Annotated in this window: 20 protein-coding genes; 3 read left to right on the top strand and 17 right to left on the bottom strand. The window is 56.4% G+C overall.

All coding sequences use genetic code 11. From position 1 onward, the window contains the following. Positions 1-253 precede the first annotated feature (253 nt). The 10 genes from argS to E9954_RS06890 all read right to left on the bottom strand — a co-directional run bounded on the left by argS (position 254) and on the right by E9954_RS06890 (position 12,253). Entirely contained in the window at positions 254-1,981 is a 1,728-nt protein-coding gene (argS, locus tag E9954_RS06935) for an arginine--tRNA ligase (protein ID WP_136080167.1), read from the bottom strand. Between the two features lie 117 nt (positions 1,982-2,098). Beyond that, positions 2,099-4,606: an ATP-dependent Clp protease ATP-binding subunit gene (locus E9954_RS06930; protein WP_136078481.1), complete on the bottom strand. Its 2,508-nt coding sequence runs from the start codon at positions 4,604-4,606 to the stop codon at positions 2,099-2,101. Positions 4,607-4,616: 10 nt separating this feature from the next. Beyond that, positions 4,617-5,681, bottom strand: a complete 1,065-nt coding sequence (locus E9954_RS06925) for a protein arginine kinase (RefSeq protein WP_136078480.1) — start codon at positions 5,679-5,681, stop codon at positions 4,617-4,619. Then, positions 5,671-6,174, bottom strand: a complete 504-nt coding sequence (locus tag E9954_RS06920; RefSeq protein WP_168442046.1) for a UvrB/UvrC motif-containing protein — start codon at positions 6,172-6,174, stop codon at positions 5,671-5,673. The genes E9954_RS06925 and E9954_RS06920 overlap by 11 nt, the downstream gene beginning before the upstream one ends. 147 nt (positions 6,175-6,321) lie before the next feature. Next, complete coding sequence (gene ilvE, locus E9954_RS06915; protein ID WP_136078478.1) at positions 6,322-7,191, bottom strand: branched-chain-amino-acid transaminase; 870 nt, start codon at positions 7,189-7,191, stop codon at positions 6,322-6,324. Next, positions 7,172-7,885: an ABC transporter ATP-binding protein gene (locus E9954_RS06910; RefSeq protein ID WP_136078477.1), complete on the bottom strand. Its 714-nt coding sequence runs from the start codon at positions 7,883-7,885 to the stop codon at positions 7,172-7,174. The genes ilvE and E9954_RS06910 overlap by 20 nt, the downstream gene beginning before the upstream one ends. A gap of 73 nt (positions 7,886-7,958) precedes the next feature. Next, on the bottom strand, positions 7,959-9,320 hold the full coding sequence (gene glmM, locus E9954_RS06905) for a phosphoglucosamine mutase (RefSeq protein ID WP_136078476.1): 1,362 nt from the start codon (positions 9,318-9,320) through the stop codon (positions 7,959-7,961). A gap of 5 nt (positions 9,321-9,325) precedes the next feature. Further along, a complete protein-coding gene (locus E9954_RS06900) occupies positions 9,326-10,480 on the bottom strand; it encodes a UDP-N-acetylglucosamine pyrophosphorylase (RefSeq protein WP_136078475.1) in 1,155 nt (384 codons plus the stop codon). A gap of 73 nt (positions 10,481-10,553) precedes the next feature. Then, on the bottom strand, positions 10,554-10,952 hold the full coding sequence (locus E9954_RS06895) for a TPR end-of-group domain-containing protein (RefSeq protein ID WP_136078474.1): 399 nt from the start codon (positions 10,950-10,952) through the stop codon (positions 10,554-10,556). 11 nt (positions 10,953-10,963) lie between these two features. Further along, positions 10,964-12,253: a citrate synthase gene (locus E9954_RS06890; protein WP_222847086.1), complete on the bottom strand. Its 1,290-nt coding sequence runs from the start codon at positions 12,251-12,253 to the stop codon at positions 10,964-10,966. A gap of 204 nt (positions 12,254-12,457) precedes the next feature. On the opposite strand from E9954_RS06890, the gene rpsN reads away from it, so the two are divergent. Beyond that, complete coding sequence (rpsN, locus tag E9954_RS06885) at positions 12,458-12,763, top strand: 30S ribosomal protein S14 (RefSeq protein ID WP_136078473.1); 306 nt, start codon at positions 12,458-12,460, stop codon at positions 12,761-12,763. Between the two features lie 228 nt (positions 12,764-12,991). Here rpsN and rpmB read toward each other — a convergent pair whose 3' ends face one another. Further along, entirely contained in the window at positions 12,992-13,222 is a 231-nt protein-coding gene (gene rpmB / locus E9954_RS06880; RefSeq protein ID WP_136078472.1) for a 50S ribosomal protein L28, read from the bottom strand. A 143-nt stretch (positions 13,223-13,365) separates the two neighbouring features. Further along, positions 13,366-14,487: a radical SAM family heme chaperone HemW gene (gene hemW, locus E9954_RS06875; RefSeq protein WP_136078471.1), complete on the bottom strand. Its 1,122-nt coding sequence runs from the start codon at positions 14,485-14,487 to the stop codon at positions 13,366-13,368. A 121-nt stretch (positions 14,488-14,608) separates the two neighbouring features. On the opposite strand from hemW, the gene E9954_RS06870 reads away from it, so the two are divergent. Next, the gene (locus E9954_RS06870) at positions 14,609-16,033 is read left to right on the top strand and encodes an FAD-dependent oxidoreductase (protein WP_136078470.1); all 1,425 of its coding nucleotides are present in this window, start codon (positions 14,609-14,611) and stop codon (positions 16,031-16,033) included. A gap of 27 nt (positions 16,034-16,060) precedes the next feature. Here E9954_RS06870 and E9954_RS32350 read toward each other — a convergent pair whose 3' ends face one another. Together E9954_RS32350 and E9954_RS06865 are read right to left on the bottom strand one after the other, a co-directional pair. After that, entirely contained in the window at positions 16,061-16,216 is a 156-nt protein-coding gene (locus E9954_RS32350; protein WP_168442045.1) for a hypothetical protein, read from the bottom strand. A gap of 165 nt (positions 16,217-16,381) precedes the next feature. Continuing rightward, complete coding sequence (locus E9954_RS06865; protein ID WP_168442044.1) at positions 16,382-16,918, bottom strand: GAF domain-containing protein; 537 nt, start codon at positions 16,916-16,918, stop codon at positions 16,382-16,384. 270 nt (positions 16,919-17,188) lie between these two features. Between E9954_RS06865 and E9954_RS06860 the strand changes: the two genes are divergently transcribed. Next, positions 17,189-17,512 carry a hypothetical protein gene (locus tag E9954_RS06860; protein ID WP_136078468.1) on the top strand — a complete coding sequence of 108 codons (324 nt, stop codon included), beginning with the start codon at positions 17,189-17,191 and terminating at the stop codon, positions 17,510-17,512. Positions 17,513-17,574: 62 nt separating this feature from the next. On the opposite strand, the gene E9954_RS06855 is transcribed toward E9954_RS06860, so the two are convergent. From E9954_RS06855 to E9954_RS06845, 3 genes are all read right to left on the bottom strand, one after another. Continuing rightward, positions 17,575-17,778, bottom strand: coding sequence for a cold-shock protein (locus E9954_RS06855; RefSeq protein ID WP_136078467.1), 204 nt, complete (start codon positions 17,776-17,778; stop codon positions 17,575-17,577). Between the two features lie 171 nt (positions 17,779-17,949). After that, positions 17,950-19,380, bottom strand: a complete 1,431-nt coding sequence (locus E9954_RS06850) for a sulfatase family protein (RefSeq protein ID WP_136078466.1) — start codon at positions 19,378-19,380, stop codon at positions 17,950-17,952. An 11-nt stretch (positions 19,381-19,391) separates the two neighbouring features. Beyond that, positions 19,392-21,011, bottom strand: coding sequence for a sulfatase-like hydrolase/transferase (locus E9954_RS06845; RefSeq protein ID WP_136078465.1), 1,620 nt, complete (start codon positions 21,009-21,011; stop codon positions 19,392-19,394).

The following is a 21,011-nucleotide window of genomic DNA, read 5'->3' as shown; positions in this document are numbered from 1 at the left end:
GAGCCAAAACGCTTTCATTACCGCTAGCCCGTTGAAATCAAAATCCAGGTTTTAGCCTGCGCCGTTTCTTAGATTTCATATTTTGAATATTGAAAAAAAACGGCCAATGACCCATCGGCAATTTGATTTTTCGATTCTCAGCGAGTTAATTTTTTGGGCATAGATCAAGAAAAAAAACCAAGCCCGGAGACTTGGTTTTGATGCAGGATTCAATTGCCCGAGCCAAAAAGCGCAGGCGGCTATTTTTTCAAACCTAGATCCGTTCGCGGGTTTCGATGCCGAGCAGATCAAGCCCTTGCTTGAGCGTTGCCGCCGTTGAACGGCACAAGCGGATACGGCTTTCGCGGACGCCTTCCTCGGCCTTGAGAAACGGAACATTTTGGTAAAAGCTACTGTAGACCTGCGCGAGGTCATAAAGATATTCGGCGAGGATATTCGGGCTGTAGTTTTCGGCAGCCGCACTGACCGCCGCTGGAAACCGGGACAATTTGATGGCCAATTTCCGTTCGATCTCATGTTCAACATTAATTGAACACTCGCTGAGATCAATGTCGGGATACTGTGCATGGAACTTGTCGTATACCGACGAAATCCGGGCATAGGCATACTGGAGATATGGCGCCGAGTTCCCCTGCATGTTGAGCGCCTTTTCCCAGGTGAAGGTCACAAGGCTTTGCGGGTTCTGGCTAAGGTCGGTGTATTTGATGGCTCCAATGCCGATGGCCGTGGCCAAATCCTTCTGTTGTTCCGGGGGCATGTCCGGGCTGCTGGATTTCACCATTTCCAAGGCCCGCGATTCCGCCTCGTCCAGCAAGGCCGCCAGCTTGATTACATTGCCTTCCCGGGTGGAAAACGTTGCCTCGGGCAGACGCATCAGACCGAACCAGACGTGCACCAGGTTGGCCTCCATCCCGAGCTTTTCCGAGATCTTGAAAAACTGCTTGAAATGGAGTTGCTGGCGCTCGTCGGTCACGTAGATGATTCGCTCCGGATCGAATTCTTCGATCCGGGATTCAACGGTCGCCAAATCGGTGGTTGCATAGTTGTATCCCCCATCGCTTTTGCGCACGATGCAGATGGGCATCTTGTCCTCTTCAAGATCAACGATCAGCGCACCTTCGCTCTCGGCGGCCAGCCCTTTGGCCTCCAGCTGCCCGATGATTTCCGGCAGGCGATCGTTGTAGAAACTTTCGCCGCGATAGAGATCGAATTTTACCCCTAGGCGATCATAGATCGTGTTGAATTCCCCGATGGACAGTTCGATGAATTTTTCCCACAAGGCCCGGTTTTCGGCATCACCCTGCTGAAGCTTAACCAGTTCTGCCTTTGCCAAGTCGCGCCAGGAATCGTCCTCCTTGGATTTATTGTAGCTCGCCACATAGATGCGTTCCAACTCCTCCACAGGAGCTTGGGCCAACGCCTCCTCGTTCACGAATTCGCGGTAGCCAACCAGCATGAGACCGAACTGGGTTCCCCAGTCACCAAGATGGTTGTCGGCAATCACATGATAGCCGAGGAAACGGTAGAGGCGGTCGATGGCGTTGCCGATGACGGTAGAACGGATGTGGCCGATGTGCATCGATTTTGCGACGTTCGGACTCGAATAGTCGATGATGACCGTCTTCCCCTGCCCTTCCTGCTTCACGCCCAACCGGGGATCGTTTTCCAGCAACTGGACGTGTTCGGCCAACGCCGAATCGGAGAGGAAAAAGTTAATGAAGCCCGGCCCTGCAATATCGATCTTCTCAACAAAGTCCGGTAGCACTGCGGCATCCACGAACTCCTGCGCAATCTGGCGGGGCGCTTTTTTCAGTTGCTTCGAAAGCACCATGGCCGCGTTGCACTGGTAGTCGCCGAACTTATCGTTGTTCGTCGGCGACACCCCAAGATGCACCTCGCTGCCTTCCAGTCCGAAAACAGATTTCATGGCATCCGTCGTCCAGTCCGACAGGCGTTCCTCAAAAGTGGCAAATTCGCGCATAATCATTCTCTCCGTAAACGTGGCGGAGGTTATTTCCACCCCCCGCAAAACTCAATCCCCGATTTCCTGTACGGGAAACCGGGGACGCAATGGTTTGAGCTCATCCGAAATGGGGCTCTATTCTTCGGTGGCGCTCTCTTCGACCGTAACCGGAGCACCCTTGAACGTTAGTCCATCCTTGTTGGCCTTGACCGTTACCACCGAATCGTTCCCGATGGTGCTGCGAAGGATTTCCTCCGCCAGCGGATCTTCGAGGAAGCGTTCGACGGTACGGCGCAATTGGCGTGCTCCGTAGGCTTTGTCGTAGCCCTTTTCCAGCAGGAAGTCGCGGGCGGACTTGGTGATCTTCAGCTCGATGTTGCGACCGAGCACACGGTTCTGGATATTGGCCAGCTCCAGGTCGATGATCGTTTCCAGATCCGTTTTGGTCAGTTCGCGGAAGACAATCATGTCGTCGAGGCGGTTGAGCAGCTCGGGTTTGAAGGTCTTCTTGGCGATGCCCATCATCATTTCCTTGAGCTTCTGGTAGTCGACCTCCTCGTTCGATGGGGCAAAACCCAGCGCCCCGGATTTTTTGACCTCCTGTGCGCCGAGGTTGGAGGTCATGATGACGACCGTGTTGCGGAAGTCGACGCTGCGTCCAAGGCTATCGGTCAAGCGCCCCTCCTCCATGATCTGCAACAGCATGTGCATGACGTCCGGATGTGCCTTTTCAACTTCATCGAAGAGCACGACGGAATAGGGCCGACGACGAACGCGCTCGGTCAGCTGCCCGCCTTCTTCGTGGCCGACATAGCCAGGGGGCGATCCGACCAGACGCGATGCGTTGAATTTTTCCATGTATTCCGACATGTCGATCTGGATAAACGATTCCGGGTCGTCGAACATGAATTCCGCCAGCGTCTTGGCCAGCAGCGTTTTCCCGACGCCGGTCGGGCCGAGGAAAATGAACGAGCCGATCGGACGTTTCGGGTCCTTCAGGTCGGCGCGCGAGCGGCGCAGGGCACGGGCAATGGCGCTCACGGCCTCCCGCTGGCCAACGACCTGCTCACCGACCACGTCCTCGATGCGAAGCAGGCGTTCCATTTCCTTTTCGCCCATTTTCATGACCGGGATGCCCGTCCACTTGGAAACAACAACCATGATATCCTCGTCGGTCACCACGGATTTGTTTTCATCGCGTTGCTTGCGCCAGTCATCGAGCATGCCATCAAGCTTTTCCTTGGCCTGGCGCTCCTGATCGCGGAAGTTGGCGGCATCCTCGAACTTTTGTTCGTGGATGGCGTCGTTTTTTTTCTTTTCAAAATCGTGGATGTCCTCTTCGAGCTGCTTGAGCTCGGGGGGGCGGCTCATGCTGCCGATGCGCGCGCGGGCGCCGGCCTCGTCGATCAGGTCGATCGCCTTGTCCGGCAGGAAGCGGTCGGGCAGATAGCGTGCGGAGCATTCGACGGCCGCCTTGAGCGATTCGTCGGTGAACAGGGCGTGGTGATGCTCTTCGTATTTTACGCGCAACCCCTTCATGATTTCGACCGCATCTTCAACCGTGGGTTCCTTGACCATGACGGTCTGGAAGCGACGTTCCAGCGCGGCATCTTTTTCGATGTATTTGCGGTATTCCTTCAAGGTGGTCGCGCCGATGCACTGGAGTTCGCCGCGCGACAATGCCGGCTTGATGATGTTCGCGGCATCCATGGTGCCTTCGGCCGAACCGGCTCCGACGATCGTGTGCAACTCGTCCAGGAAGAGGATAATGTTCTTTTCCTTGCGGATCTCATCCATGACGGCCTTGATGCGCTCCTCGAACTGCCCGCGGTATTTGGTGCCGGCCACCATCAGCGCGAGGTCGAGCGTGATGACCTTCTTGTCGATCAAAAGGTCGGGCACATTGCCATCGCACACAATCTGCGCCAGCCCTTCGGCGATGGCGGTCTTGCCTACGCCGGCTTCGCCGAGCAACACCGGGTTGTTCTTCGTGCGGCGGCAGAGAATCTGGATGACGCGTTCGATTTCGTCCTTGCGGCCGATCACCGGGTCGAGCTCGCCGTCCTTGGCCAGCTTGGTGAGGTCGCGGCCAAAGGTGTTGAGCGCCGGGGTCTTGGTTTTGCCCTTGCCGCGCTGCTGCTGGGCTCCTCCCATGGGCGGGCCTTGGTCGTCCTCTTCCTCGTATTCGCCATCCGAGGCGGGGTCATAGTCCGGATCGAGGGTTTTCATGATTTCATAGCGGGTTTCGTCGAGATCGACCCCGAGGTTTTCGAGGACACGGGCGGCAATGCCTTCGCCTTCGCGCAGGAGGCCGAGGAGAATGTGCTCGGTGCCGACATAGCTATGCCCTAGGCCGCGGGCTTCGGATGCGGAAAGCGCCAGCACCTTCTTGGCGCGGGGCGTGAATGGAATATTGCCGATCGTCTTCGTTTCAGGGCCGGTGCCAACCGCCTTTTCAACCTCCAGCCGAACGGAGGCCAGATCGATGCCCAGCGCCTGCAGCGCGTTGACCGCCACCCCATGGCCAAGGGCGATAAGCCCCAGGAGAATGTGTTCGGTGCCGACATAGCCATGGTTGAACCGATCGGCTTCCTTGCGAGCCAGTTGCAACACCTGCTGTGCCCTTGGTGTAAAATTGTCCATATCGCTTCCTTTAGTCTAAATCGCCATCTTCAGTAACATTATCCATATAGTCGCGCAACATTCCAGCACGCACAACATCGCGCTCCTCCGGAGCAAGGGCCTTGCCTTCGAGCTTCTGGAGGTGGGCGGGTTGGATGGAGATGAAGAGCATGTCGAGTTCGCGCCGCGACAGCTGCTTGAGCATTCCCTGATCCACGCCAAGCCGCAAGGTCGAAAGCAGGTTCAGGGCTTCGCCACTCGAAATCAACCGTGCGTTGGAAAGAATGCCGAACGCCCGTGCAACATGGTCTTCGATCATCAACGACTTGTCGTTCATTAGCCGAATCCGCGCATTGTTTTCGTGTTCGATCAACTCCAGCACAATCTGCTCTAAATGGGCGATGATTTCATCTTCCCGCCGGCCGAGCGTGATCTGGTTGGAAACCTGGAACATGTTGCCGGCGGCCTCGGTGCCCTCGCCCCACATGCCTCGCACGGCCAATCCGATCTTGGAGATGCCGTTGATCACCGGATCCATTTCCTCCATCAAAACGAGCCCGGGCAGATGCAGCATGACGGATGCGCGCATGCCGGTTCCCACATTGGAGGGGCAGGAGGTCAGGTATCCCAGCCTCGGGGAAAAGGCATAGGTAAGTTGCTCTTCCAGCTTGTCGTCGGTTTGGTCGGCCGCCTTCCATGCGCCCTGCAGGTTGAGCCCGGGCTGTAGCGATTGAATCCGGATATGGTCTTCTTCGTTGACCATGACGGCGAGGCATTCATCCGATGTGACGAATACACCGCAGCTATCGTCCTGCTGCGCAAGCTCCTGGCTGATCAGGTGGCGCTCGAAAAGGATCTCTTTGTCGAGCGCGGGGGTATCCGTCATGCTCCAGCCAATGTATGGCGTATCCTGCGAGTTGAAGATTTCGGCCGCCTGTTTCCAGACGGCATGGTTTTCCTCTTCGCTGGCCCATCCGGGAAAGCTGTATTGCTCCAGATTCCGCGCCAGGCGCACCCGGCTGCTGATCACCGGCCCCTCGTCGATGCCCGCTTCGAGCCAGCTTCCGTGCCGCCGCACCATATCATCAAGCGTCATTGGACTCCCCTTCCTTGAGGGCGCGGATCTTGTCGCGCAGGTTGGCGGCCACTTCGTATTCCTCTTTGGCGATCGCGGTTTCGATGTCTTTCTGCAAGGCGGCAACCTGGGCGGTAATGCGGGCTTCGTTTCCTTGGCGCGCCGGGATCTTGCCGACATGCTGGCGGCTGTGATGCATCGCCTGGGTCAAGGCGCTCAGCTCGCCCATGAAGGCGTTATAGCATTCGGGGCAACCCAGGCGGGCGCGCTTTTTGAATTCGGCGCGGGTCATTTGGCACCGGCCGCAGCTCAAGTCGAATTCCGACAAGTCGGTCTTTGGCTGGCCGGGTTGGCCCAGCCCTAGCAGGACATCGGTGATGGAGATGGGGGAATTGAGATCAATCCCGTTCTTTTGCGCGCAGACCTGGCACAGGTTCAATTTCTTGACCTCTCCGTCGATCACCTGGGTCAGGTGGATCGTGGCCTCCGCTTCATGACAGCATTCACATTTCATTGAAACTTCCTGTTTTCCTTTCAGACAACAGAAAAGGTAATTCGTTGCATCGTGGGTGTGCAAACCTTTTGCGCAAAGGAAAACCACGAAATGCAGGAACTCGACCGGCATTTCGTGGTTTACGCGGACATTGGGGCAGCCTTGCCACTATTCGATCGGCGTCCCTTCGGAATTGGCGCAATCGTGGTAGAGCTTGGCCAGCTGGGCGGTGATTGCGCCGGGCTTCCCGTCGCCAATAACCCGCTTGTCGACATCGACCACGGAGATGATTTCGGCGGCGGTTCCCGTGAGGAAGACTTCGTCTGCCACAAACAGGTCATAGCGGGCCATCGGAACCTCGCGCACTTCGTATCCAGCAAGACGGGCTAGCTCCATCACCTTGTTCCGGGTCAAGCCTTCAAGAGCCCCGCAGGTGCTCGGCGGCGTGGTGATGACCCCATTCTTGATCACGAACACATTGTCGCCGGAGGCTTCCGCCACTTCGCCCTTATGGTTGAGCATCAGGCATTCCATGCAGCCGGCATTGATGGCCTCAATCTTGGCCATCACATTGTTGAGATAGTTCAGGCTCTTGATGCGCGGGTTGATCGCCTCCGGGTGGTTGCGCACCGTACCGACCGTAACGATCTTCATGCCGTTGTCGTAAAGCTCCTGCGGATAAAGCTGGATCTTGGCGGCAATGATGATGGTCTGGGCCTTTTTGCAGAGGTACGGATTGAGCCCGAGCGTGCCGACACCGCGAGTGATGACGAGGCGGATATAGCCATCCATCAAGTCATTGGCCTTGCAGGTATCCACCACGGCCTGCGCCATCTCCCCCTTGGACATCGGGATTTCCAGCGCAATGGCCTTGGCCGAGTCGTATAACCGGTCGATATGCTCATCCAGAAGAAAAACGCGCCCGTTATAGGCGCGGATGCCTTCGAAGACTCCGTCGCCATAAAGCAAACCATGGTCGAACACCGAAACAACGGCATCCTTTTCATCAACCAACCTATCACCTAAAAATATCTTCATTCATCTTTCCTTGATTATCCAAAAGCCCGTCTTTCAGGAAAAGCTCGCGGGAACACCGCGACGCAACGTCCTGACTATGGGTAACGAGCACGAGAGTATGCCTCCTGGCCTCGACCAGTTGAAACAAATAATTCAACACTTTTTCACCGGTCCTCGAATCGAGGTTTCCGGTCGGCTCATCACAGAATATAATGTCCGGATCGTTCATCAGGGCCCGGGCAATGGCCACGCGCTGCTGCTCGCCACCGGACAGCTCCTGGGGGCGGTGCCCCACCCGCTCGCCGAGGCCGACCTCCACGAGCAGCTCCTTCGCCCGGGCCTTCGCATCGCCCCTGGAGCGCTGCGCCATGGCCGGCAGCGCGACGTTCTCGACAATATCCAGCTCCGGCAGCAAATGGAACGACTGGAAAACATAGCCCACGTTTTCCGCCCGGAAGCGTGCCCGCCGTTGCGACGACATGCCATACACGCTATGCCCGTTGAACCGGACCACGCCATCCTTCGGCGTATCCAGCCCACCCAGCACATGAAGCAGCGTGCTCTTGCCGGAACCGCTCTCCCCCATGATCGAAAGTGTTTCGCCGGCATCGACCGACAACGAAACGCCTTTCAACACATCCAGCGTCGTTTTACCGATCGTGTAGGAGCGCTTAATGTTCTCTGCCCTTAGAATTGTTTCTTCTTTTTCGCCCATTTACTGCAATTCCTTCCAAAACGTTGCTTTCCCTCGTGCGCGCAACATTGCCTCACCGCCACCAGTATGGGCTTTACCCAATGGTTTCCTTGACGACCACCGCCAGCCGTTCCGCAATGGCGTCGGTCAGCTTTTCGGTCGGCCCCTCGACCATTACGCGGCACATGGGTTGCGTACCCGAATAGCGCACAAGTATGCGGCCGTTTTCGCCCAACTCGTCTTCGCCCTCCTTGATCGCGTCCATCAAAACAGGAACCTCTTCGATCGGCGGCTTTTCCTTCACGTCTATGTTGATCAGCCGCTGCGGGAACGGAGTCATGACCGTTGCAAGCTCGGATAGCCTGGCTCCGGACTGCTTGACCGTGTTAACCAGCTTGAGCGCAGAGACAATGCCATCCCCGGTGGTATGGCAATCGAGGAAAATCATGTGCCCCGAATCCTCGCCCCCCACAACCGCCTCTTTTTCCTTCATCAGCTCAAGCACCAGGCGGTCGCCCACCCCGGCCACATCGACCTCGATTCCGAGTTCGCGCATGGCCGCATGGAAGCCGACATTGCTCATGACCGTGGCAACGATGCGGTTGTTTTTCAGGGCTCCGGAATCCTTGTAGGCCTTGGCGCAGATGGCCATGATCTGGTCGCCGGTCAGCTCGGCCCCGGTTTCATCCACGGCAATCAAGCGGTCGCCATCGCCATCGAACGCCAGACCGAGATCGGCACCCACTCCCTTCACCTTGGTTTGTAGATCCTGCGTATGCTGCGATCCGCAATGGTCGTTGATGTTCATGCCGTTGGGCTCGGCGTGGATCGTCGTCACATCGGCGCCGAGTTCGGAGAAAATCAACGGGGCGCATTTGTAGGTGGCCCCATTGGAGCAATCGAGCACCACCTTCATGCCGTCCAGCGTCATGTCGTTCGGGAAGGTGTTTTTGCAGAATTCAATATAGCGGCCCATGGCGTCGTCGATGCGCTTGGCCTTGCCAACATCCTGCGCCACGGCGCGGATGTTGTTGATGCGCCCGCTGAGTACGAGTTCCTCGATTTCGGCTTCCATTTCATCGGGTAGTTTATAGCCGGTGCGCCCGAAAATCTTGATGCCGTTGTCGAAATAGGGGTTGTGCGAGGCGGAGATCACGATACCCGCATCGGCGCGCATGCTCTGGGTGATGAAGGCCACGGCCGGCGTCGGGATCGGCCCGAGCAGCAGCACATCCACGCCCATCGAGGTGATGCCGGCCGTCAACGCGTTTTCCAGCATGTAGCCGCTCAGGCGCGTATCCTTGCCAATGATGATGCGTGGCCGGGTGCCCTGCTCCCGATGATATTCCTTGCAGGTGTAGGCCAATGCACGCCCGATCTGCAGCGCCATTTCCGCCGTCATGTTCCCCTCGTTCGCCATGCCGCGAACGCCGTCTGTTCCGAATAATGTTCCCATGCTCTCTATCTCCAAAGATTTTCGATACGGTCTACGATTTCCTGCAACCAGTTGCGCCCCGCATCTTTTACGGTGGACCGCAAGGAGTGGATGCTTTCGGTATATGATTCCTTCGGCTCCATGGCTTGGAGGAAATCCCCAGGTGATGGAATGGCAAGGCCATCGATCTTGGACTTCAGTTGCGGCCAGTCGGAGTTAAAGCGTTTTTGCACTTCGATCTCTTCCCGCTTGCCGCCGTTGGCTTCGAGCCATTGGATGGAATATTCAAGTTTTCCGGCGAGGTCGCCGAGGCGCTTGATGCGTTCCTTCAAGACAAGGTCGAGATTCTTGAGGCCGCCATCGAGCACGGCCTGGTCGAACGAATCGCGCACGAACAACGGGCGAACATGGCGGTACCATTCGCGCAAGGCGAGAATGTTGCCGATGTAGGCGAGGTTGTTTTTCACGATGCGATCCGTCCTGCGGTAGACTCCGGTTTCATAGGGACGCGTTCCGGCTTCGGGCACTGCGGGCACCTGAAGCTGGTTTTCCCCGAGAATGTCCTCCCGGCAAACGCCGCCGGCCGCCACGACCGAGCCGTAGGCGATGCGCGCTGGGCCAACCAGCCCACCCTGCCCGCCAAGAAAGATTGGCCGCTTGCCGAGGAACACGCCGTTGGGCACGTCGCCGATCAGCGATGCGGTGGCCTTGTCCTGGTGCGGGGTAAAGTTGAAGTGGATGTAGGACGAACCGACCTCGGAATGATCCTTCCGGCTGGTTCCGCCGGCCATGAGCACATCGCAGAGGTTGATCAGGCTTCCGCAGGTCACGAACGGCATCAGGATGGTTTGCTTGAATCCGACCGTATGGGCGCCATTGGCCTCTTCCTCCAGAATGGTTCCGGCACGCACATGCGCCCCGCTGCCCATATTGGCCCCCTCGAAAAAGACCGCCCCGGAAAAGTAGCCGCCCTTGAGCTGCACATTGCGCCCAAGCTGGCAATTTTCGATGAGCACCGGCGCCTCGGCGCCGACTTCGCACCCGGGGCCGATCGAGGTTCCGGAACCAAGAACTCGGCAACCTGGGTGGATGGTCGCTTCCGCGGAAATCCGGGCCAGATCAACGCAATCGTCGATCCTGACTCCGGCTTCGCGCCACTCCTTTTTAGTGCATATGCTCATTCAAAAAGGCTCCGGTGTTAAATCCAGATTGACGATCGTCATTCTGGATTTAACCTGTTGCGCCCCCAGCGCCCTATTCATCCTCTTCGCAAGCGGTGTAGAGCCAGCTGAGAAGCGATTCGAAACGCGGGTCGGCATGCAGGTTGTTGAGGTCGGGGTCGGTCTTCATCCAGTCATAGTCGCAGTAGCCCAGCTCGACCGCCTTGGTGAGCGCCTCAAAGGCGTCGTCGGCACGATGGGTGAGCGAGTAGGAACATCCAAGGTTGTACCAGACGAGATCGTCGTTGGGTAGTTGATGGCTGAGCTTTTCGTCGATCGCCAACCCTTCCTGGAATTTCCCGTTCTTGGTGTAGAGATCCGCCAGTGCCTGGAGGATCTCGATATCCTCCGGGAGACGTTCCGACACTTTTTGAAGAAATGCGAGTTCGACCGCGTCGTGTTCGGCGCGGCCTTTGGTTCTTTCCTTGCTCATTAAAAATCCTGCTAGTTTACCGGACGTTGGGTATGGCCGGTGTAGATCTGGCGCGGACGACCGATGCGGCCATGCGGGTCTTCGCGCATTTCGAGCCACTGGGCAATCCAGCCGGGCATGCGGCCGATGGCGAACATGACGGTGAACATGTTGGTCGGGATGCCCATGGCGCGGTACGTCAGACCGGTGTAGAAATCAATGTTCGGATAGAGTCCGCGGCTTACGAAATAATCGTCGGCCAGGACTGCTTCTTCCAGTTCCTGGGCCAGATCCACCAGCGGATCGTCCACCCCCATCTTGGCGAGCACATCCTTGCACATCTCCTTGGCCACCTTGGCGCGGGGGTCGTAGGATTTGTAGACACGGTGGCCAACGCCCATCAGGCGGAAGGGATCGTTCTTGTCCTTGGCACGTTCAATCACGCGTTTCACGTTTCCGCCATCTTCGGCAATGATGCGTTCGAGCATCTCGATTACGTGTTGGTTGGCACCGCCATGCAACGGCCCCCACAGGGCGCAGATGCCGGCCGAGATGGAGGCATAGAGGTTGGCGCCGGCACTGCCGACCATCTTGACGACCGAGGCCGAACAGTTTTGCTCGTGGTCGGCGTGCAGGATCAGCAGTTTGTTAAGCGCTTTGGAGACCACCGGGTCAACCTGGTAGTTGTTGACCGGCGTACGGAACATCATATTCAGGAAGTTCTCGCAATATTTCAGGTCATGGCGCGGGTAAACAATCGGGTGGCCGATCGATTTCTTGTAGGCGAATGCCGCGGCCGTCCGCATCTTGGAGAGCAGGCGGGTTACTTTGAAATCGATGTTTTCCTGCAGCGTGGCATCTTCGAGTTCCGGATAGAAGGTGGAAAGCGAAACCGCCATGGCGGACAGCGTTGCCATCGGATGCGCGTGGTCGGGATAGGCATCGAAAAAGTGACGCATGTCCTCGTGCAGCAACGAATGGGTGTTGAGGTGCGAGGAAAACTCGGCGTGCTGTTCGGTATTCGGCAATGTGCCGTGAACCAGCAGGTAGGCCACATCCACAAACTCGCAATTTTCGGCGAGCTCGTTGATGTCGTATCCGCGGTAGCGGAGAATCCCGGCTTCGCCATCAATATACGTTATATCGGACTTGCAGCAACCGGTGTTCACGAAACCGGGATCGTAGGTGATCATTCCGGTTTCTTTGCGCAGTGCGCGGATGTCTACGGCTGTTTCGTGTTCGGAGCCTTCGAACACGGGCAGGTCTATGGTCTGGTTGTTAAAGGTTAGCTTGGCCATTCCCATATTCGTGATTTTTGACATTATAAATCTCCCTATTGCTTTCGTCATATGTTTTGCGTTCCGAGGAAAATACGGTTTGCGAGCCGGCATTCAAGACTAAAAGAGCGAAGTCGCATCGGTAATATACCGCAAACAGCATGGTTTTTTTCTAACAATTTATGTTGCGCGACCCAACCCGTTTATGTTTTATCCACGGGTCTTTCAACAAAAAGGAATCAATTATATATGGCTAAAAAAAGCATGGTCGTTAAGAACCAGAAGCGTATCGCATGTGCTAGCAAGTACTACGAGAAGCGGATGGAACTGAAGAAAATCATCAGCAATCCGGAAACGGATCCGGCTGATCGCATGGCTGCCGTACGCAAGCTCCGCTCGCTTCCGCTCGACGCCAACCCCATCCGCATCATGAACCGTTGTTCGGTAACCGGCCGCCCCCACGCCGTCTATCGCAAGTTCGGCCTCTCCCGTATCACCCTTCGCGAAATGGCTTCCGAAGGCAAGATCCCGGGCATGACAAAGGCCAGCTGGTAAATTTCATCCATTTTGTTTGAAAGACCATGCACCTCTCTGCGAAAGCGGAGGGGTGTTTTTTTTGGCTCGCGGTTGCGGGGAAAAATGAACATCGAACATGCAATGCTTACTTTCGAACTTCGAAAGACCCTTGCTCGTAAGGTTCAAGCGTAAACTCAAGGTTGCGGGATCACAAAAAAAAACCGCCCCGCATCCGGGACGGCTTTTGCGGTTCCTTTTAAAAGGGAACTAGGCTTTCTTGACAGCGCCGGAGCGCAGGGCCTTGGCGGAAACCCAAACACGTTTAACGGTTCCGTTTTCGTCACGAACACGGACGCGCTGCAGGTTCGGCTTAAACGTGCGCTTGGTGGAGCTGGTCACGTGGAGACCGATGCCACCTTTTTTCTTGGACAAGCCCTTGCGGACGATACGACGACCAGTGATGGTCTTTTTCCCAGTAACTGCACATTCTCTAGACATCTCAAATACCTCTGTATTGTGTTTTCCAAATTGTTTTGCTCAACAAGAGCTTGGGAATGTAAGGATTCCCGTCGGCTTTGCAAGACTAAATGCGCCTTTTTTCGCGATTCCCTTACAGGGTCAACACCATATGTTGCGGTGCACTACACCAATTCCGAAAAGACCGCGTTGCACACGAACAGGGCTTCCCGGGTCAAGGCCAGGCGGTTTCCGCACCTTTGAAGCAGCCCTTCCTGCTCCATGCTCCGGATCGCATCGCCACAGAGCGCATCTGCCGCATACCCGGTCAAGCGCTCAAATTCGGAAAGGTCTAAACCATCCATCATGCGCAGCCACATGACAAGCGTTTCCCGGGCCTTATCCTCCGGGGAAAGCACTTCGACCTCGTCGAAGGGTTTCCCCTTCCTCAAGAGCCGGTCGCAATAAACCCGCAGATCCGGGAGGTTCCCGAACCGTTTACCGGCCCAGTGCGAATGGGCCGAGGGGCCGCAGCCAAAATATTCACCGCCTTGCCAATAGAGAATGTTGTGGCGGCAGGCCTTTCCTTCCCTCGAAAAGTTGGAGATTTCGTAATGATCGTAGCCAGCCTGTTCGAGAACCTCCTTTACGGAAAAATAATTATCGGCCTCCTCGTCATCCCCAGGGGGAACCACTTTGCCCAGATCCCGGGCGCGGGTGAGCGGGGTTCCCGGTTCATAGATCAGGTTGTAATAGGACAAATGCTCAGGTTGCAGTTCGATCAGCTTCCGGGCATCCGCCAGCACATCCGCAGGCTTCATGCCGGGAATGCTCTGGATCAAGTCGATGTTCAGATTGTCGAAGCCGGCCTCTCGCAGCATTCGATATCCCTCAATCGCGGTTTGGGCGTCGTGGATTCTCCCCAACAGCTGAAGAGCCCTATCGTTGAATGACTGTACGCCGATGGATACCCGGTTGATTCCCCCATCCTTCATTACAGCGAGCTTTTCGGTGCTGAGCGTCCCGGGGTTGGCCTCCGTGGTAAACTCGACGACGTTCGACAAGTTAACGCGGCGGTGGATTGCCTCCAGCATTTTCCCATATTCCGCCGGGTTGAGCGCGGTGGGCGTTCCGCCACCAATAAACACCGTTTCGGGTGCGAAATGATTCGGCAGATGGTCCAGCTCGATCTCCAGGCATTTCAGGAACAGGCCCACATCGTCCCATTCGTCGGGCGTCAGCTTATAGAAATCGCAATAACGGCAACGCCGCTCGCAAATCGGGATATGGATATAAAGACCGGTCATGCGAGCAAAAGATGTCGAAACATGGCGGATTCTCCAACAACAAATAGTGAACAACTGTTCGACACCCCTGCCCTGCTCCGATACATATACAGCACCATATTGGTATTAAATAGGCTCACGCATGCTCGAAAAGAAAAAAAAGATTGTGGTCATCGGCAATGGAATGGTTGGCTTCCGCTTCTGCGAAAAGTTGCTCGAATACGATGCGTTCCATGAGCACCAGATCACGGTGCTCGGGGATGAACTCTCTCCGGCCTACGACCGCGTGTCGCTTTCCTTGCTATTCGACGGCAAAACAGAGAGCGATCTCGTTTTCGCCGAGAGCCGGTGGTATGAATATTGCAAGATCAACCTTCGGCTTGGCGCGCGAGTCATCGAAATCAACCGCTCCGCACAAACCGTCACGACTTCTTCGGGAAAGAGCTTTCCCTATGACCACCTCGTCATCGCCACAGGCGCGCGCCCCCATCTCCCCGATATTAGCGGCATCGACCAGGAAGGTGTGCATGTCTACCGAACCACGGGAGATGCTACCTCAATCCTGAACGGGAGCCGGGCCGCATCACATGCCGTCGTCATCGGGGGCGGCCTGCTTGGGCTCGAGGTGGCAGAGGCCTGTCGTGAAAAGGGGCTCGAGACGACGATCGTGGAGCAGGAATCAATCCTTATGGCCTGTCAGCTCGATGAAGCGGCGGGACGGTTGTTGGATATGAAAATTGAAAACCTTGGCCTCCGGCTGCGCCTGAACGCAAGGGTTCAATCATTGGGGGGTTCTGGCGTCGTGGAGTCCGTTCGCTTTGAAAACGGGCCGCCCATTCCTGCCGACATGGTCATCATTGCCACGGGCATCGTCCCCAACGACGAGCTTGCGCGCGGTGCCGGGCTTGAGCTGGGGACCCATGGAGGGATCGCCATTGATGAGCACACCCTCACGTCGGATCCCCATATTTTTGCAATTGGCGACTGCGCCGCGTTCAATAACTCGACCTTTGGACTTGTTGCCCCGGGATATGCCATGGCGGAGGTGGCCGCCGCCCAACTCGGGAAAATCAACAAGACCTTTACGATGGCCACTCCGGCCTCGAAGCTTAAGCTACTGGATCTCCAGGTGGCTAGCATTGGCCAAATCCATCTGGAAGCGCCGGAGGCGCGTCAGCTCATCGATCAGGAACCCGCCCGTGGTGTGTATAAAAAACTGATCATGAGCAATGATCTAAAACGGTTGCTCGGTGCCATACTCGTGGGCGAAACCTCGGAGTTCGAACGGTTGCGGAAGCATGTGGAGCAGAAGCTTGAACTGCCCTCCAATCCACGGGCGCTGCTCGCGCCTATCGGCGAACCGCTCGCCACGCAACTCGACATGGAAGACGACGATGTGGTGTGCTTCTGCAACTACGTCACCTATGGCGACATTTGCAGAGCGATCGACGAAAAGAACCTTAAATCAACATCCGATGTGATGGGGGCCACCTATGCCGCGGGTTTGTGCGGAAGTTGCCTCGACGTGCTGGATGCCGTAACCAAGGCCTATCTGGCACGGAAATAGGGAGGCCAAGATACCCGCATCATGGAATCAGTAGCGACCGCCAGGCTTGGTTTTCCAGGACTGCACCTGCTCGTCCATCTTACCCTCTTCATAATAGGCTTCCTTTTCCGCCTTTCTTGACTGGCATCCCGTCATCACGGAAAACAGGGAAAACAAAATAACAACCATTGCAATAATTTTCATGTCGGACTCCTTTGAATGAGATGTTGGATACTATAAGGCCAGAGGCGAGATTCCGACCCTAAAAGCGTTTCTATCTTCATGGCGCCCGCCGCTCCCTCAATAGTTGCGACGGGGTGGATTGATGTGTTTATCGAACCCGGGATGCCGGCCCGTTTTCATGCCCGGCTAGCTTTCGTAGCAGAGCACTCCGACTATGCTAGAGGCTATGCGCAAGGCCTCGATCTCTTCATGCTTCCATTCGCGCTCGGTGGAACAGTCGTCGTAGCCAATTGCCCCCCACAGCTTGCCCTTTGAAAAAACCGGCACAAAGACAATCGACAGTATGCCCTGCTTCTCCCGCAAAACCTCCTGCTGCGCCGCAGGCAGATGGGATGTGAGCGAGGCAATCACCTCGCCAGCCAGCATTCTTTCATTCCAATCGGAAAAGCCACTGGCCTCCATATCGAAGTTTTGCAGTTCCGGATTGGCAATCTGTCGTTCCTGCCCCACCTCGACCCATTCCGCCCGCTGGCTTGCAATCAGGTTGCCATCGGCCGTTATGGTGAAGTCAAAAAGATAAGTGCGATCAACGCCCACGGCGATGCCTAGCGTGCTGAGGATCTCGTAGAGCGCCTCTTCACCGTTGGATGAACATAATTTCGAGGCGATGCTCGAAAGGGCTTCAAGCAAGCACTTGGTATCCATTGTTTTGTTTTTCGACATATTCCATCCGATCCAATTGGGCGTGGCTATGCTTGAGGCATTCAGGTATGTCAGCATGAACGACCGTGCAAGGACAATCCCGAAACGCTTAATTTCTTGCATGCGGAGCCATGCATCGGGAGATTGCCCCAAGCGCCAGCCAGGAGCCAAGACATTAAGCCCTTGCAATCCATATGCATTGGAGTATACGAAGTATAAGGGATTAAAAGGAATAACGGGAGGCTGTGGATGCATAACGGGCACGGGAAACACACGCACAGGGTCACTTTCATGGCGATACTGCTAGGTCTTTTTCTGGCAGGAGCGGGAGCTGCAAACCAGTTCTATCTGGAAGAGCCGATGTACCATCCACTGGCTGGCTATGTCCTGATTATTCCTGGCATCGCCCTTGTTCTACGCGCATTGCGCCCCCCGATCGGCTTCATGCGGGTGGTTAGCACCCTATTGGGAGGTGCAAGCATAGGGGCCTGTCCCTTGTTCCTCGTAAAGAATTCCGCCAGTCCGCCCTGGATCAGCATTCTGCTGGTCTTCCTTGGAGCCGCCCTGCTTGGTGCCAGCTTCACCGCCCGTACCAGGATGCATCGGCGCCACTAGAGCAATAGGCACAAAAAAAGCGCCTTCGCAGGCGCCTTCTCGATCTTGTCGATGTAATTGGATTACATCGGGGTAACGTTCGTTGCACACGGGCCTTTCTGCCCCTGACCAACTTCGTACGATACCTTCTGGCCTTCATCGAGGGAGGCGTAACCGGAAACCTGGATTTCCGAATGGTGAACAAACATATCGGTTCCTCCTTCGTCGGGAGTGATGAAACCAAAGCCCTTTTCAGCGCTGAACCATTTTACTGTTCCTGTAGTCATTTTTCATTTTCCTTAATTGAATGAACTGTGTGTGTATCGCGTTCGCGAACAATAATCCATATAAATCGTTAATTATTAATTGCGGGATGTTTTGCCGGGAACGGATCATTCCGCCCCCCGGGCGCTCGCCCCCGACAGCGCAACCCCTTGCAAACCTGCCCATAGCCTCTGCTACCGGGCCCCCTTGCCCGCGCGATAGTCGGCCAACACGGCCTGCAGCTCCTGAACCACCTCGGGATGGTCGGCAATCACGTTGCGCTTTTCTGCGGGATCCTTGGAAAGGTCATAGAGGGCAGGCTCGGCCTCCTTCTTGAACGTGTTGCGCAAACCCTGAGGCGCGGTTTCAGGGAAGGTTCCGTCGATATATTTCCACTTGCCGGAACGAATCGCCTGCAGCCCCCCTGCATTGGTGGAAACCATCGGCTTGCGAACCGGCTGCTTCTTGCCGGCCAGCGTCGGCGCAAAACTACTACTGTCGATCGCGTCCGGCACCGTCACGGATTTCCCGTTGACGACATCCGCGAGGGTCGCGAAAAGGTCGGCAATGCTGACCATGCGATCCGAGACTTTTCCGGCTGGCACCTTTCCGTTCCACTGCACCATCAATGGCACGCGCGCACCCCCTTCATAAATGGTGTGCTTGTCGCCGCGGTATCCACCGTTGGGTTTCAGTCCGGCCTTGATGGCCTGCCCCTCCGGACGGGTTTCTTCATTCGGGATATCGCCGCCGTTGTCGGACGTGAAAACAATGATGGTGTCGTCTAGCACCCCCATCCCGTCCAGCGCCTGGACGATCCGGCCGAACGACCAGTCCAGATCCTGGATAAAGTCGCCGTACGCCCCGCAGTTGCTTTTGCCGCGCATGCGCTCGGAGGGGACAATCGGATGGTGAGTGGCGGGCGAGGCAAAGTACAGGAAGAACGGCTTGCCCTTATCCTGGGCGCCCAGCCATTCAACCGCCTTTTCGGTCAGGAATTCGCTGGCTTCCTCGCGACTGCGCTGCGGAGCGTCGAGTCCGACATACGGCTGGCCGTAGAAGCTCTTCGCATAGGGACTCAACTTGTCCGAGCGCAACCCATGGACGCCATCGTTTTCAATCCAGACGCGCAGCATGTCGTCCAGGTTTTGCGGAAGGCCGAAGTGATAATCGAAACCGAGGTCGTTCGGCCCCGGCGTCAGCTTTTCGGTGAACACCGCCGGCCTCCGGTCGCCATAGCCTAAATGCCATTTGCCGATCTGGGCGGTGGAGTATCCCATGGTCCGGAAATATTTCGGCATCGTCATGCGATCCGTTTCGACCACCATTGGGTCGAAGACGTTCACCACGCCGAATGGCAACGGTCCGCGCCAGGCATAGCGCCCGGTCAGCAGCGCATAGCGCGTCGGCGAGCAGATGGATGCCGGTGTGTTGGCATTGGTGAACCGCATGCCGGAATCCGCCATCCGGTTCAAGTGGGGTGTTTTCACCAAATCCTCAGGAGCCCCGAAGGCGTTGATGCTCCCCGCTCCGAAGTCGTCCGCCATGAACAGCACCACATTCGGCTTCGCCCAAGCCGAAACCGCCAATGCCGAACCTAAAACCAGTACCATTGTTTTTTTCATCGCTAATCCTTTTATCCGGCCTTGACCGCATCACGTTTCTTCACCGCTTCCAAATGGGGGGACTTGGTTTTTTCCAGCCATTGGACGAGCAGGTCTTTCATGAACTCGGCCTGCTTGCGGTGGTTTTCTGCATCGGGATTTTTGCCCAGCAGGTTATCCATCTCGAACGGGTCGTTCTTCAGGTCATACAGCACGTTCATCACCTTGGAGTCGGCGGTGTTGGGAATGAAATATTTCCACCCCTTCGTCCGCACCATCAGGTTCGGTTGCACCGGGCCGCGCCAATTCCATTCGGATACGGCAAAAGCCGTCCGCTCGGCGGCCGGGTTTTCGATGTAGCGGCGCAAGCTTTCCCCGTCGGATTCGGTTTTCCCAGACCCCAGGTAATCCTGGATCGTCGCGTAAAGATCAATCTGCGAAACCGGCGCAGCCACCACGCTTCCGGCCTTGATGCGGCCGGGGAAACGGATCATGAGCGGAACATGAACCGACTCTTCATAGAAAATATTCTTTTCGCGCATGCCGTGGGCACCGAGCATTTCGCCGTGGTCCGAAGTAAAGACAACCATCGTGTCGTCAGCCAGCCCCAGCTCGTCGAGCTTGTCGAGAATCCCGCCCACCCAAACATCGATCTCCTTCACCAGCGCATAATAATTCGCGATCATGTATTTGATCTTTTCCCGATCCCGATACTGCGGCAACCGCTTGCGTCCGTTTTCATTGATGTACGGCGAGTTGTCCATGGGATCATCAATGCTAACCGGCACCGGCATGGCCTCCGGCTTATACATGGAAGCATACGGCTCCGAGGGCGTGATGGGTGAATGCGGGCAGTGGAACGAACAATGCAGCGAAAACGGTTCGTCCCTTTTTGCCAACCGCTCCAGCGCCTGCAACGTCATCTTGGCCTGCACGGCCGTAATGGTGTGCTCCTTCGGCACGGTCGAGATGCCATGCTGGTCCGGTTGCCCCACTTTCAGTTTTTCACCGTTTTCATCCACCTTGATTCCGGGCTCCATACCGTGCCGGGTATCGAGCGGGTTGGTTTTGTAGGGGCGGTGGTCGAACGTCTGCTCCTGCCATCCGGTATTGGCATATTCCGGATTGTTGAACAGCTTCGTGCGTTTCACATGCTGGTTGAGATAGTCCTCGTATTCCTTCGACATGCCCGGGCCGCGCTCCCATTCATGGCAGGCGGCAGGCGTTACGGCGTTGTCGTATTTCATCGCCCGCCCGAGAGGCGCATGCCATTTGCCGTAGTATTCGGTGCGGTACCCCTCGTCCGACAGCAACTCGTCGTAGCACGGCATCGGTGTCCGGTCCGCAATGTCGGCATCCATGTTCGTGAACACCTTCGAATTTTCCACGGAGCGCCCCGTCATCAGGCTGCTGCGCGCGGGGCCGCACACCGGACACTGTGAATTGCAGATTTCAAAATAGGCGCCCTCCTTGCCAATCCGATCCAGATTCGGTGTTTTCAGGATCGTGTTTCCCGACAGGCTCAACGCATCGAAGCGTTGCTGATCGGTCATAATGAAGAGCAGGTTCGGCCGCTTTCCCTTAACCGCTTTCGCGGAAAGAGACACCAGCGCGGAACTTGCGGCTAGCATGGTAAAGGAACGCCTGTTCAT

The sequence above is a fragment of the Pontiella desulfatans genome (assembly GCF_900890425.1).
Taxonomy (GTDB): Bacteria; Verrucomicrobiota; Kiritimatiellia; order Kiritimatiellales; family Pontiellaceae; genus Pontiella; species Pontiella desulfatans.
Note: the sequence above shows the minus strand (reverse complement) of the source record. Positions and strands in the feature narration are given on the sequence as shown.

Coding starts and splice junctions, on each gene's coding strand:
- argS (WP_136080167.1), bottom strand. CDS start 1,981: ATGCGCGAATTTGCCACTTTTGAGGAACGCCTGTCGGACTGGACGACG.
- E9954_RS06930 (WP_136078481.1), bottom strand. CDS start 4,606: ATGGACAATTTTACACCAAGGGCACAGCAGGTGTTGCAACTGGCTCGC.
- E9954_RS06925 (WP_136078480.1), bottom strand. CDS start 5,681: ATGACGCTTGATGATATGGTGCGGCGGCACGGAAGCTGGCTCGAAGCG.
- E9954_RS06920 (WP_168442046.1), bottom strand. CDS start 6,174: ATGAAATGTGAATGCTGTCATGAAGCGGAGGCCACGATCCACCTGACC.
- ilvE (WP_136078478.1), bottom strand. CDS start 7,191: ATGAAGATATTTTTAGGTGATAGGTTGGTTGATGAAAAGGATGCCGTT.
- E9954_RS06910 (WP_136078477.1), bottom strand. CDS start 7,885: ATGGGCGAAAAAGAAGAAACAATTCTAAGGGCAGAGAACATTAAGCGC.
- glmM (WP_136078476.1), bottom strand. CDS start 9,320: ATGGGAACATTATTCGGAACAGACGGCGTTCGCGGCATGGCGAACGAG.
- E9954_RS06900 (WP_136078475.1), bottom strand. CDS start 10,480: ATGAGCATATGCACTAAAAAGGAGTGGCGCGAAGCCGGAGTCAGGATC.
- E9954_RS06895 (WP_136078474.1), bottom strand. CDS start 10,952: ATGAGCAAGGAAAGAACCAAAGGCCGCGCCGAACACGACGCGGTCGAA.
- E9954_RS06890 (WP_222847086.1), bottom strand. CDS start 12,253: ATGTCAAAAATCACGAATATGGGAATGGCCAAGCTAACCTTTAACAAC.
- rpsN (WP_136078473.1), top strand. CDS start 12,458: ATGGCTAAAAAAAGCATGGTCGTTAAGAACCAGAAGCGTATCGCATGT.
- rpmB (WP_136078472.1), bottom strand. CDS start 13,222: ATGTCTAGAGAATGTGCAGTTACTGGGAAAAAGACCATCACTGGTCGT.
- hemW (WP_136078471.1), bottom strand. CDS start 14,487: ATGACCGGTCTTTATATCCATATCCCGATTTGCGAGCGGCGTTGCCGT.
- E9954_RS06870 (WP_136078470.1), top strand. CDS start 14,609: ATGCTCGAAAAGAAAAAAAAGATTGTGGTCATCGGCAATGGAATGGTT.
- E9954_RS32350 (WP_168442045.1), bottom strand. CDS start 16,216: ATGAAAATTATTGCAATGGTTGTTATTTTGTTTTCCCTGTTTTCCGTG.
- E9954_RS06865 (WP_168442044.1), bottom strand. CDS start 16,918: ATGTCGAAAAACAAAACAATGGATACCAAGTGCTTGCTTGAAGCCCTT.
- E9954_RS06860 (WP_136078468.1), top strand. CDS start 17,189: ATGGCGATACTGCTAGGTCTTTTTCTGGCAGGAGCGGGAGCTGCAAAC.
- E9954_RS06855 (WP_136078467.1), bottom strand. CDS start 17,778: ATGACTACAGGAACAGTAAAATGGTTCAGCGCTGAAAAGGGCTTTGGT.
- E9954_RS06850 (WP_136078466.1), bottom strand. CDS start 19,380: ATGAAAAAAACAATGGTACTGGTTTTAGGTTCGGCATTGGCGGTTTCG.
- E9954_RS06845 (WP_136078465.1), bottom strand. CDS start 21,011: ATGAACAGGCGTTCCTTTACCATGCTAGCCGCAAGTTCCGCGCTGGTG.